We start from the raw sequence: 12003 nt of genomic DNA, 5'->3' as shown, positions 1-12003 counted from the left end.
TGTAGATTCAGTGCTGCTAACTAAATTCTGGTAGGCTACATAAAGTCTAACGTCAGTAATAATCGGCGGTTTTGTGCAACTTGTGGCGAGCGATGCACTAAACCGCCCCCTTCATTGTTATACCACTTTTCACCTTTAAGCAGCGCAACATCACCACTGGCCAGTTGCCCAATCTGCTGCTCGTGCTCATATAACCCCGATTGCTGATCTGATAAACCTTGATTGCCAGTGCCAAGTTTAGTGCGGTTAACATCTTGCTGTTCGAGCCACTCGGAGCCAACACCACTATAAGTTGTTACCAAACGGCACGGCACCTTGTCGACATGAAATCGCGGGCACATCGCACGATCTAACGTGGTTAAGCGCAGGCCGACCCGTTTAAGTTCAAACAAGCAGCAAAACATTTCCACCAGCAGCGCGATGTCTTGACTTAACGCGCTTGCGTGAGAAAACCCACCAAGTTGCTGCTCTACTTCTGCTTGCACATTACTTGGCGTGACCGACATCACCAGTTGTAGAGAGTTGTCACTCACCATCATTAGTTCATCGCATGCTTGGGCTAAAGATGGCGCTAACTGACGCTGCCACACGGCCATATTGGTCAACGGATCATAAATGTCGCCAAACACTTCATGACTGTTACCTTGAACCACGCGACGATAAAGTTCCTGCGTTACTTGCTTGTTTTCAGACACAATATTTGGCTGCGATGGGCTTATCACGCTACTCATGATTGCACCTCCTGTTGTAACTGTGCTTCTGGTGCCTGCTCTGCTGGTAAATGCGCTGAATCTGCTTGATTTTCTTCTTGCCTGTCGACTTCAGCCTCCTCCCATAATGGAAAAGGATCAGGCAGTGTGCGCCAAAAAGAGTGGCCTTTAAGCAACGTTTCATCGTCGAGCAAACAAGCGTCAAGTGCGCGAGTCATCGCGTCTTGATCAAGACCTTGGCCAATAAACACCAGCTCTTGACGCATGTCGCCAAAGGGTTCTTGCCAAGTTTTCGCAATCGAGTCTAGGGTTTCTTGATCGGTCGGCCAGTTTGTCTTCGGCTCAGCCTGCCAAAACATGCCGCCAAAACCATAACGGGCTATGCCACCCGCTTGATTCCATTGACCAGCAAACTGAGGACGCGTCGCCAACCAAAAATAGCCTTTCGATCGAATTAATTTGCCAAAGGTCTCAGTATTGTGCAAAAAATGATGAAATTTTGCAGGATCGAAAGGACGACGTGCGCGGTAACTAAAACTGGCAATGTTGTACTCTAGTGTTTCAGGAATGTGCTCACCGCGTAACTCCTTTAGCCAACCTGGAGCTTGCTGCGCCCGCTCAAACTCAAAACGCCCAGTATTTAACACCTGCTTGACGTCAATCTCGCCTTGGCTAATCGGGATGATCTTTGCCGTGGTATTAAGCGTTTTTAAAATAGCAGTCAAACGAGCAAGCTCAGATGCTGTGACCAAGTCTGTTTTACTGATCAGCAACACATCAGCAAATTCTACTTGATCAACTAACAAATCTGCGACACTGCGCTCATCTTCATCATCGCTTTGATCACCAGTATCGGCTAAATACTCAGCGTCATCGTAGTCTTTAATAAAGTTCACCGCGTCAACCACAGTGACCATGGTGTCTAAAAGAGCAACATCGCCCAGCGATTGGCCATCGTCATCGGCAAAGGTAAAGGTTTCTGCGACCGGTAATGGCTCAGAGATCCCCGTTGATTCAATCAATAAATAATCAAAACGCCCTTGTTTGGCCAATTGAGCGACTTCAATAAGTAAGTCTTCACGCAAGGTGCAACAAATACAACCATTGCTCATTTCAACCAGCTTTTGCTCACTGTGATTGAACGTAACGTCATTTCGCACAGTCGCCGAGTCAATGTTTACTTCACTCATATCGTTGACGATAACCGCGATGCGCAAACCTTGGCGATTATTTAAAATGTGGCGCAGCACCGTGGTTTTTCCTGCCCCCAAAAAACCAGACAGCACAGTAACGGGTAATTTATTGTTGTTTATAGATTGCATTTTAGTTTGGGATTTTATTATTAAACTCACATAGTGTTATGTTATAACATAACCAAAGTAATGAGAAGCGATTTAGATCACAACGTGAATGATCAATGTATTTAGCAATAATCGTAAAATAACATCAGCAATCATCTCGCTTAGGGCAGCGAAAAAAATTGTCAGCAGCAACACGATGGCAACTGGGCGGCGCTTGCGTTAAGTATTGCTTTAGTGAATTTAACCAGCCCATTGATCTAGCGAGCTGATTTTACAAGTGTGAGCACGACAAATGTGCCATAGTGCCTAGTCTTATTCATGAGTGACGATTCATCGCCGCCATTAGAGCCGGAATCACAACAGGAGTATCAAAGCAGGTGTTAAATAATACCCGAGGCAGCCTTTTTATGGTGCTGGCCATGGCAGCTTTTGCCATTGAAGACATGTTTATCAAAGCCGCTGCAAATACTGCTGCTATAGGCCTAGTGCTAACGATTTTTGGTTTGGGCGGCATGCTAATTTTTATTGTGCTTACCTGGCAACGCGGCGAAGTGGTACTGCATCGTGCTATTTTGTCTCGGCCCATTTTATTGCGTGCAAGCTGTGAAGTGTTGGGGCGTTTAACCTTTGCGCTGGCGATCACCCTCACTCCTTTATCGAGTGCCTCAGCACTGCTGCAAGCAACGCCATTGGTGGTTGTTATCGGCGCTGCGCTATTTTTTGGTGAGCAAGTAGGATTAAAACGCTGGTTAGCGATTGTGGCAGGTTTTGTGGGTGTATTAATGATTATCCGCCCTGGCCTTGACAGTTTTGAGGCAGCGTCGTTGTTTGCTCTTGTCAGTACTTTAGGTTTTGCAGGCCGCGATTTAGCAACCCGCGCTGCGCCACCAGTATTGTCAAACATGCAACTGGGTGTTTATGGCTTTTTTGTCTTAATTCCAACCGGCCTTGTGATGTTGTGGTATAGCGGCGATACAATAGAACTCAATACCAGCGCCAGCCTACAGATTTTGGGCGCGGTTATCTTTGGCGTTGCTGCTTATTATTCGCTCACCATTGCCATGCGCACTGGTGAGGTGTCTGTTGTCACTCCTTTTCGCTATACCCGGCTACTATTTGCCATGATTTTAGGCATCGCCGTATTTGGCGAACAGCCTGATGAAATGACTATTATCGGCAGCATAGTCGTGGTTCTTAGTGGCGGTTATACCTTAGTGCAAAGTCGGCGTGCCATGACATTGAAAAAGCGTGAAAGTGTTGGTTAGTTGCTAACCTACTGCTTAATAATATTAAATAGCTCGATCTGAAAATACTCTTTAGCACACATACTTAGTAAATCATCAATAAAATCATTGGATGCGCGACGTTCAATGGTTTTATTTTTTGTAGCTGCTGCTCTTTTACAAGTGTACGAAAATCATGCAAACCAGTATGGCGATTTCATCGACTAGTTCTTGAGATTTGAACCACCCTTTGCAATTATCTTCTTTGTTTTCTTCTCTCGCTATCGTTTCGTTTAGGTTGTGCATAAACCAGCTAATGTCATATAAGCGTGCCGCCACTGTCCGGCATATTCTTCAATACGTTGTAATCGACATTCATCTTTTATTTGCCCACGAAGATACAAATCCACCATCGGGTTACCGTGATACAGTCGATTCCAGTGCTCAATCACTCCATCCGTTGACCAAGCCTGTCCTGCTTCACGGCTAACACGAAACACCAAATGATAATACTTCAGGCATCCTGCCTTTCGCCCTTCTGGCCAGCTAAAGCTGTTGTAAAATAGTCCCGTTATTTTACTGGTTGCTCATGATGACATACACCGCAATATCGATTGAAAAGAAACGGAAAAGTAGCTTAACTCGGTCGATTTATATGGACGCTCTAAGAAGCCCCTTAATATATGTGGGCTATACTATTGAGAGGTGTTTGTGGTAGGTAGGTACTAGCTACCACATTCAAGCAGCCCACCTAATTTTATCGTCAATTATTTTACATAAAAACTCTACAACACATTAAAAACATATAACAAATTGTTATATAAGTACTTTACTGTAACGAAGAGTTCGCATAAAACTGACGTAACTTCAATATAAAGGTGCGAAATATGAAAAAAATCATCACTGCAACGCTATTATCGTTATTAATCTCAAGTACTCAAGCCGGTCCGATCGCTTCAGTAGATCTGACCATTGAGCTAAAGCCGGAGCAAATTGAAGAGAATATTATCGCCAATGATATTTGGTGGTCACCTTGGAAAACATTTCCTGCAGTAACATTGTCACAAGAACAGAAAAAAGTAACTATTGATATGACCTTAAATGGTTATGTTCAGTTGAGAGATATGAACTTTGATGATTCAGAATCCATTCACTTTGGATTTGAAGGCCTAGCGCCAGGGGGACTAGTCAACGCAGCAGATTTTAAATTTTGGTTTACTGAAGGTAAAGACAAAGACGGTAACGACCTTATAGTTGACATAGGTGTATTAAAAGATACCACCGATGACACAATTGAAGGAACACTAACAGTACCAGGTAGTGGTAATGGCAATTTTTTAGCCGGGTTTGACTTCGCGCTTATTCCTACAGGTGATATTTTTATGGAGTTTAAAGACTTTCACCTCGAGCTAATATATAACGGAGCTAATCAATGGGAATTCACCAAGTTTATGCTCGGAGTTGATTCAGAAAATGTCGATCTAGACTCTGTAGACGGAACTGGCACAGGAGATGCGACTCCAGTTCCTGTGCCTTCTTCTATCATTCTTTTGATCTCAGCATTAATAGGAATGATAGGCATTAGAAATAGCAATAAGTTAAAAAATTTCTAATTAACACCAACTCGGAATCAACCTGGCTCTAAATTTTGGACCAATAAGGAGGTTAATTTTAGTGTATTACTTAAGATTAACCTTCAATTACACGAGTTCGTCAACTGCAAATGATTCAGGTCCGTATACATATGCTGAGTCTTTCCGATTTTACAAGGCTCGTTCTAGATTACGTAAGGCCCCATGCATTTACTAACTGTTGCAAGTACAGTGCTTATAGTGACTAGTTTTCTTCTAAGGATAAAGAGCATAGGACTCTAGTGCTTTTTTATTCACGATTTACCTTCTTTGACCCAACTAGGTACTGATTGAAAGGTAGTTACACAAAATTATTTACAGTCTCAAAAGTTATGGCTGTCTAATATTTTCATCTTTTCTTTGTTTTAATCTCTTTGCTTATTGATTAATAACTCAAATTTATCTGCAGACATAGGCCGGAAATAATAAAAACCTTGTGCAGAATCGGTGCTCGTTGCAGCAATAAACGCTTGCTGCTCTTGTGTTTCAACGCCTTCAGCTGTAACCATTAAATCAAGATTTTTAGCTAGGGATATTATTGCCTTAACCGTAATAATATCATCCTTGTTTTGAGGGATATTTTGAATAAAACTACGATCTATTTTAATACGATTTATTTTAAGTTTACATAAGTAACTCATTGATGAATAACCCGTACCAAAGTCGTCGAGTGCAATAGAAACGCCTAATTTTTTTAATTGTGCGACCTTTTTTACCCCGACGTTAATATCTTTCATAATAGCGGTTTCGGTTAACTCTAACTCAAGGTAGTTCGCCGTTAATGCTGTTTCTTTAAGGCAGTTTTCAACAGTGCTAATATAATTGTCGTCTGCTAATTGTTTTGCCGACATATTAACGGACATAACCAGTTTTTGGTGGCCCGCTAATTGCCATACTTTATTTTGATGGCAAGCTTGTAACAACACCCAATCGCCAATTTGTATAATCATGCCAATTTCTTCGGCAATAGGAATGAAAACAGCAGGTGATATTTTTCCTAAAGTAGGATTATCCCACCTAAGCAAAGCCTCTGCTCCCTTTATTTTATTGGTTTTAGGATCAATAATTGGCTGGTAATCAAGAGTGAATTCTTGTCTTTGAAGTGCTTGGCGCAAGTGATTTGTTATTTTTAATTTATTTTTTGCTTGTTGATCGAGTTCGTTAGAAAAAAATCTAAAAGTATTCTTACCTTCACTTTTAGCGTGATACATCGCAGTATCTGCATTTTTCATTAACACAGTAGGCTGTTCGCCATCGTTAGGATAAATTGCTATTCCTACGCTTAAACTTATATGTGCTTCTTGACCATTAATAATAAATGGGCTTTGAATGGTAGTCAGTAATTCTTCCGCTAGCGTACTGACATTATTTGGATCGGTTACCGATTCTAAAATGACAATAAATTCATCACCCGAAATTCTTGCCAGCGTATCGTCCTTGCGCAGCCTACTTAATAATCGAGAGGCTGTTTGCTTTAGTACTTCATCACCCGCATCATGACCGTAGGTATCATTAATTGCTTTAAAATGGTCTAAATCGATAAATAGTACTGCAGCTAACGTATTGAATCTTTTAGCATGGACTAAGATATGCTCTAGGCGATTATTACAAAGGTCGCGGTTAGGTAACCCCGTTAAACTATCAAAAAAAGCCAATTTGTTAATTTTTTTCTCAACTTTACGTCGCCGCTTGATTTCCAATTTTAAGTATTTCGCATTGCGCAAGTTGATAAAGGCTAAAGCAACGGCACCAACCATTAATAAGGTAAATACCTCATCTAACTCCCAATCTTCGTGTTGACGAGATATTTCAACTAAATACTCAAAAGCGTCGTATTCCTGTGCAAATCCAAAAATAACACATGCCACGACCACAATGCAGATAGTTTCGACTAAAAAGCGTGAACGCGAACCTTTTGAAATAATCATTGAATCTAATTTTTCATGTATTTTAGCCATGATTAAAACCCATTTTGTCATTGAAAATAATAATCCTGAGTGCCAGACAAGCGAATTCCCCCAATAACGCTCTTTAAACAATTATAACTCAAGTTGATATTAAGGATTAAAAATTGAACTATTGCTGTAATTTGACGAGGGGTTGTAATATACCGTTCGATCCATTGTGCTAGTGCTAAATAATCAAACTAGCTAAACGTGATTTCATCAGTGTTTTCGATGCTTGCAGTGGTTATTGAGGAACGTATATGTCAGGAATGGGTTTAAATCAACGTACATTATTCAGCTAAGTATGGCGGTTTCATCGAGCAGTGCTTGTGATTTTAAGCGCCCTTTGCAAATTAGCCTCATGAGCTATCGTTGCATTTAGGTTACGCATAAACCATCGGATTACTGTGCTACAGTGATACCAGCGATAGATCACTTCATCCGTTGACCAAGCCAATGCTGCTTCACGATTAACACCCAGCACTAAATGATAATTAGCCGTCTAAAACCGTTGAATGTCTTTTTTGTTTTCCCTAAAAGTTAAGCTCTCAAAATAATCATTACCAGTCAAAATCTTTAACCCACTCACCATCGATATAGGTCTCTGATTCATCTCGATTATATTTAATATCAGCCTTACTGTCATTCAATTGATTTTCCAGATCGACAGTCGCCCAGTTAGCATTTGGTGCTCGCCCGAATATCTCCGACAAATCGATAAAGTCACTAAAATTAGCCACGGTTAGATTAAATTTCCCTATTTCACTGCTGGCGTTTCTATAACCTCTGTCTGCTTCTAGTAATTCAAAGCTCGCTTTCGCAAATTTTAACGACTGTGCGCTTAAGGCACTTGCCCCACTAAAATTATTAATAAATTCTGTTAGTTGTTTTTGCTCTGGTTCAGAGAGATCGCCATGATTATTAATAATGGTAAAATTGCCATTTTGTTGAACCGAAAAGCCAAACTCCTTTCCTACCAATTCAGGAATAGCTTTTTCTAATTGCTGCTTAAAGTCGGCGTACAAAGGTTTTGCTCGCTCCGAAACGTCGTTTACTTTTACCATGGCATCAATGACGTGGCGATCGTGATTTGGTTTATTTAATCGGCTGCGGCTTAAGGTTATTTTAGAGTAATCGACATCTACCGTTTGCGCGGTTACAGGGTCGTCGGCATGATAAATTGCCCCAGGTAATATTTCCGATAAAACTAACTGGCTCTTTTCAGTAATAACGGCAGCTTGTTGCGATTGAATTGGTAAACCACTTGCAGTAACACGGTTGCTTGTATTGGCGCTTGTAAGCATCGCTTTAATAGTTGCACTTGCGGAAGACTTGATATCCATAATTCTGTCCTTGTAAACAGCCTAAAAACATTGTGAAATATAACGTAGCATACTGAAATATAGTCATAATCCTCAACTATATAATAACGGCATGCATCAAAGGAACTTGAATGTTTTTTAGTCTAAATTGTTCTCGAATCAATCCTTATCTTTCTTCACTGCACAAGTAAGTTAGGCGAAACACAGCGAGAAATAACATGATAATAAGGCGTGGCTGGCTATCACCAGAAAACTCATGAACATAATATTAGCCGCATAAGCATCGGTAAGACGGCAAAATCTAGACACCCAAACCCGAATTAGTCACTTAGTAAGTGGTGTACTTAGAACATCAATTCTGGGAAAATTAATTTAACCAATTTCCACCATCAACATTATATGTCTGAGCAACAATATAATCAGCTTCACTAGAAGCCAAAAATACAGCCATTCCAGTTAAATCTTTTGCGGTCCCCATTCTTCCAAATGGAACTGAGTTAGCTGCCTCTTTCTTTTTCTCTCCTAGCTCTAAACCTTCATACTTAGCAAACATAGCATCAACATGCTCCCAATGCTCACCATCAACAACACCTGGAGCAATTGCATTTACATTGATACCATGCTTAATTAAATCCAACCCTACTGACTGATTAAGACTAATTACCGCCGCTTTTGTCGCGCAATAAATAGCAACTAATGGTTCTCCACGCCTTCCCGCTTGCGATGCCATATTGATAATTTTACCACCGTGACCTTGTGCAATCATTTGCTTTGCAGCAGCCTGCAAAGTAAACAACGTTCCTGACACATTAACTGAAAAAAGACGATTGTAACTGTCGGGCGTGATATCGACAGTAGGTGATAAATCAAATAACGCCGCGTTATTAATTAGAATATCTAAACGGCCTTGCACTGCGACAGTTTTCGCAATTGCAGCATCGATACTACTTTGTGAGGTAACATCCATTTGTACCGCGTTAGCCCCTATTTCATTAGCTGCTTGCAAAGCCATTTCAAAATTAATATCGCCAATCTTAACGGATGCGCCTTCGGCTATATATGCTTTAGCGAACTCCTTACCTATCCCTCTTGCTGCACCTGTGATTAATGCAGATTTCCCTGATAACCTTTTCATTTTAATCCTTCTTAAAAGACTTTCCATATTCACATCAGCCGAAATTTCAAGCTAATCATTAATGCATGGAGATAAACCTGAATTCATGTTTTAAGTACACCACTTACTAAATCATTAATTTAAAACACAAATCTAACGAAAATCTAGACACCCACATAACTTAGACCGCTAAACGTCTTGAGTCAATTGATTACTAACTGCTCTCTTTTGGTCTCTGTATTGATGTTTTTACTAGATTTTATTTTTTGTTAGGTAACTCATGCCTAATTTACTCACAATTGTTGAATCGCAGGCATGACAAAGCCAGCCTTAAGGCTGTTGGAGGTTGTATTTACTGTGGTGTATATCTTAGTATTTTAACCGACGCCTTTATGCCAACACTGCCCGTGGTCGTTTGCGCACTGGCGCAACGCGTATTCGCTACCAGCAAAGTGACCATATTGCCGCCTAAAGTTCTTTATCACTTCTATCCAATCGTCTGGACTAATCCCTAGCCTATCAATAAGTTTTGGGGTGGTATCGTCAATCGAACCACGTTTATTGGGGTGTATCGCTCGCCCACTCAATCGGCAAGCTCTAAATAGTCGTACAGTGTAAACGCGATAGCATTGTTGTCTTCACTTGAGCCAAAGGGCATTAGATAGCGTGGTTGATCAAGGGATTGTTCTGGGGGTTTGTTCTAAGTCATCGCACATACCGGCACGAACAGGGTTTATGCAACTCAGCAAAGACTTGTTCATCTAATAACGCTTGGGAGCAATAACTTCCTTCCCAACAACGTCCTTTTGGGATAAATCTGACAGCTTCAACTCCCACATAATCTGTGACAACATTGCGAATGCTGACTCTATGGACTTGTTATATTCTTTAGCCTACAATAGTACGACTATACCGTACATAAGTGAAGGCGTAATGATGAATAGCATAAGCGTAAATCAGTTTAGAGACAACCTAAAGGCATATGTCGAGCAAACAGTGAGTGAGCATGAACCAATTAAAGTGACACGCCGTGCTGGTGATGATTTTATCGTTATGAGTGCTGAAGATTGGGATAGAGAACAAGAAACGTTGCACATTCTTCAAAATACCAGTTTGATGAAGCAATTGGCTGACTCAATGGAAACTCACAACAAAAAAAGCGGCTATAAACCAACAGAAGAGCAGTTGAATGAGATCACTAGTTTTTGAAGGTAATACTTGGCTCATTTATGAGAAACTAAGAGAAAAAGATAACAAATTACACAAGGCACTTTGTAAGATTCTAAAAGAAATGTTGCGCTCAAACCCTTCTATGGGTCTTGGTAAACCAGAACTTCTGAAGCATAATTTAGCAGGTTTATGGTCAAAGCGATTTTCTCAAAAAGATAGGTTAATTTATAAGTTCGATGAAGAGTGTATCTATATATTCGCGATCGGCGGGCACTATGATCAACATTAAAAATATAAAGAGGCTGTATAATTAACCATTTTCATCCCAAATTTTTAATCCCGCTCTAGCCATGATGCTACTCCCACTCTCATTTAGTAGGACTCTAGCCTAGTACCCGAATTCAACATGCAAGTGCACCACAAGCAGTAAGATATTCTAAATGAAAGCATTCTGAAGTATTTGCTAATGTAGTAAGTGCGACCAAACTCATTAGCGAGGGACTTCAGAATGCCTTATGATCATCTTAACAGTTTTGAGAGGAAAGCCATCTATTATCGCTTTAACAGTGGCGAAAGCTGCCGTTCTATTGGAAGGCTTCTGAACCGCCACCATACGACTATCATGCGAGAGATTAGAAGAAATAAACCGCCTTATTATGATTATTTTGATGAGTCAGCACACGAAAAAGCAATGCTGAGAAGATCGCAACCTAGGCATGCTAAAAAGTGGGAAAACAAACAACTTTATGAGTTCGTTGTTCATAAAATTTCACAAGGGTGGTCACCGGATGCTATTGCAGGCCGATTGAAGAAAGATAACCCTTTGAATAACGATATGCACGTAAGCCATGAGACTATTTACCAATGGGTAATCAAAGACTTCAAAGCCGGTGGTGTGATTTATAAGGACTTAGCTAAGCGTCATAAGAAAAGAAAAAAACAGAGAAAGTATGGTGACTTACGCGGTCAAATAAAGGATCGAGTAAGCATAAAAGAACGCCCATTAATCGTAGCAGAAAGAAGTCGAATTGGTGACTGGGAAGGAGACCTAATTGAAGGAAAGAAAGGCTCAGGTTTTATTGTTACCCATGTTGATCGCACCTCACGATATTTACTCGCACACATGATTGAAACAAAACAAGCTAGACTATTCAATGCTGCGACAATATCCATGTTTAAAGACATCCCAGCCCATCAACAGCTCACCCTAACGCTAGACAATGGGAAAGAGTTCTCTGCATTTAAAGCGCTTGAGCAGCCACTAGGCTTCAACATTTACTTTGCAGATCCCTATTGTTCGTGTCAAAGAGGCACAAATGAACACACTAACGGTCTTATTAGGCGATATTTCCCTAAGAAAACCGATTTTTCGTCTATAACTAATGAACAGCTACAAAACGTTGTAAATACAATCAATCGTCGCCCTAGAAAAATACTAAATTACCAGACCGCTGAAGAAGTGTTTATGAATTAATCATTTAGTAAGTGGTGCACTTAGAACATGAATTCGGGCAGCGAGCAGTTTAGCGTTCTTAAGCAGCGAGTAAGTAATTAGCGAAAATTTGGTCCCCCATAATTGTTAATAA

11 protein-coding genes are annotated in these 12003 nt (G+C 40.6%); 5 read left to right on the top strand and 6 right to left on the bottom strand.

The features are described from left to right. Nucleotides 1-35: 35 nt before the first annotated feature. Both HRU23_02725 and HRU23_02720 read right to left on the bottom strand, forming a co-directional pair. Nucleotides 36-731 carry a DUF1826 domain-containing protein gene (locus HRU23_02725; GenBank protein ID NRA53036.1) on the bottom strand — a complete coding sequence of 232 codons (696 nt, stop codon included), beginning with the start codon at nucleotides 729-731 and terminating at the stop codon, nucleotides 36-38. Then, the gene (locus HRU23_02720) at nucleotides 728-2032 is read right to left on the bottom strand and encodes a GTP-binding protein (protein NRA53035.1); all 1305 of its coding nucleotides are present in this window, start codon (nucleotides 2030-2032) and stop codon (nucleotides 728-730) included. The genes HRU23_02725 and HRU23_02720 overlap by 4 nt, the downstream gene beginning before the upstream one ends. Nucleotides 2033-2418: 386 nt before the next feature. Between HRU23_02720 and HRU23_02715 the strand changes: the two genes are divergently transcribed. Then, nucleotides 2419-3276, top strand: coding sequence for a DMT family transporter (locus HRU23_02715; GenBank protein NRA53034.1), 858 nt, complete (start codon nucleotides 2419-2421; stop codon nucleotides 3274-3276). Between the two features lie 251 nt (nucleotides 3277-3527). Here the strand turns inward: HRU23_02715 and HRU23_02710 are convergent, their stop codons facing one another. After that, nucleotides 3528-3737, bottom strand: a complete 210-nt coding sequence (locus HRU23_02710) for a hypothetical protein (protein ID NRA53033.1) — start codon at nucleotides 3735-3737, stop codon at nucleotides 3528-3530. Between the two features lie 384 nt (nucleotides 3738-4121). Here HRU23_02710 and HRU23_02705 point away from each other — a divergent pair, with 384 nt between their 5' ends. Beyond that, on the top strand, nucleotides 4122-4847 hold the full coding sequence (locus tag HRU23_02705; protein ID NRA53032.1) for a hypothetical protein: 726 nt from the start codon (nucleotides 4122-4124) through the stop codon (nucleotides 4845-4847). Nucleotides 4848-5230: 383 nt separating this feature from the next. On the opposite strand, the gene HRU23_02700 is transcribed toward HRU23_02705, so the two are convergent. The 3 genes from HRU23_02700 to HRU23_02690 form a co-directional block, all read right to left on the bottom strand. Beyond that, nucleotides 5231-6823, bottom strand: a complete 1593-nt coding sequence (locus HRU23_02700) for an EAL domain-containing protein (GenBank protein NRA53031.1) — start codon at nucleotides 6821-6823, stop codon at nucleotides 5231-5233. A 548-nt stretch (nucleotides 6824-7371) separates the two neighbouring features. Then, nucleotides 7372-8154, bottom strand: a complete 783-nt coding sequence (locus HRU23_02695; GenBank protein NRA53030.1) for a hypothetical protein — start codon at nucleotides 8152-8154, stop codon at nucleotides 7372-7374. A gap of 346 nt (nucleotides 8155-8500) precedes the next feature. After that, entirely contained in the window at nucleotides 8501-9268 is a 768-nt protein-coding gene (locus HRU23_02690) for an L-iditol 2-dehydrogenase (protein ID NRA53029.1), read from the bottom strand. A 915-nt stretch (nucleotides 9269-10183) separates the two neighbouring features. Between HRU23_02690 and HRU23_02685 the strand changes: the two genes are divergently transcribed. The 3 genes from HRU23_02685 to HRU23_02675 all read left to right on the top strand — a co-directional run bounded on the left by HRU23_02685 (nucleotide 10184) and on the right by HRU23_02675 (nucleotide 11891). After that, nucleotides 10184-10456 carry a type II toxin-antitoxin system Phd/YefM family antitoxin gene (locus HRU23_02685; protein ID NRA53028.1) on the top strand — a complete coding sequence of 91 codons (273 nt, stop codon included), beginning with the start codon at nucleotides 10184-10186 and terminating at the stop codon, nucleotides 10454-10456. Further along, the gene (locus HRU23_02680; GenBank protein NRA53027.1) at nucleotides 10437-10706 is read left to right on the top strand and encodes a Txe/YoeB family addiction module toxin; all 270 of its coding nucleotides are present in this window, start codon (nucleotides 10437-10439) and stop codon (nucleotides 10704-10706) included. The genes HRU23_02685 and HRU23_02680 overlap by 20 nt, the downstream gene beginning before the upstream one ends. Nucleotides 10707-10925: 219 nt before the next feature. Then, on the top strand, nucleotides 10926-11891 hold the full coding sequence (locus tag HRU23_02675) for an IS30 family transposase (protein ID NRA53026.1): 966 nt from the start codon (nucleotides 10926-10928) through the stop codon (nucleotides 11889-11891). The last annotated feature ends 112 nt before the right edge of the window (nucleotides 11892-12003 follow it).

It is taken from the genome of Gammaproteobacteria bacterium (assembly GCA_013214945.1).
Taxonomy (GTDB): Bacteria; Pseudomonadota; Gammaproteobacteria; order Enterobacterales; family Psychrobiaceae; genus Psychrobium.
Note: the sequence above shows the minus strand (reverse complement) of the source record. Positions and strands in the feature narration are given on the sequence as shown.

Excerpts from the sequence above, each read along its gene's own strand:
- HRU23_02725 (NRA53036.1), bottom strand. The coding sequence starts at position 731 with ATGAGTAGCGTGATAAGCCCATCGCAGCCAAATATTGTGTCTGAAAAC.
- HRU23_02720 (NRA53035.1), bottom strand. The coding sequence starts at position 2,032 with ATGCAATCTATAAACAACAATAAATTACCCGTTACTGTGCTGTCTGGT.
- HRU23_02715 (NRA53034.1), top strand. The coding sequence starts at position 2,419 with ATGGTGCTGGCCATGGCAGCTTTTGCCATTGAAGACATGTTTATCAAA.
- HRU23_02705 (NRA53032.1), top strand. The coding sequence starts at position 4,122 with ATGAAAAAAATCATCACTGCAACGCTATTATCGTTATTAATCTCAAGT.
- HRU23_02700 (NRA53031.1), bottom strand. The coding sequence starts at position 6,823 with ATGGCTAAAATACATGAAAAATTAGATTCAATGATTATTTCAAAAGGT.
- HRU23_02695 (NRA53030.1), bottom strand. The coding sequence starts at position 8,154 with ATGGATATCAAGTCTTCCGCAAGTGCAACTATTAAAGCGATGCTTACA.
- HRU23_02690 (NRA53029.1), bottom strand. The coding sequence starts at position 9,268 with ATGAAAAGGTTATCAGGGAAATCTGCATTAATCACAGGTGCAGCAAGA.
- HRU23_02685 (NRA53028.1), top strand. The coding sequence starts at position 10,184 with ATGAATAGCATAAGCGTAAATCAGTTTAGAGACAACCTAAAGGCATAT.
- HRU23_02680 (NRA53027.1), top strand. The coding sequence starts at position 10,437 with ATGAGATCACTAGTTTTTGAAGGTAATACTTGGCTCATTTATGAGAAA.
- HRU23_02675 (NRA53026.1), top strand. The coding sequence starts at position 10,926 with ATGCCTTATGATCATCTTAACAGTTTTGAGAGGAAAGCCATCTATTAT.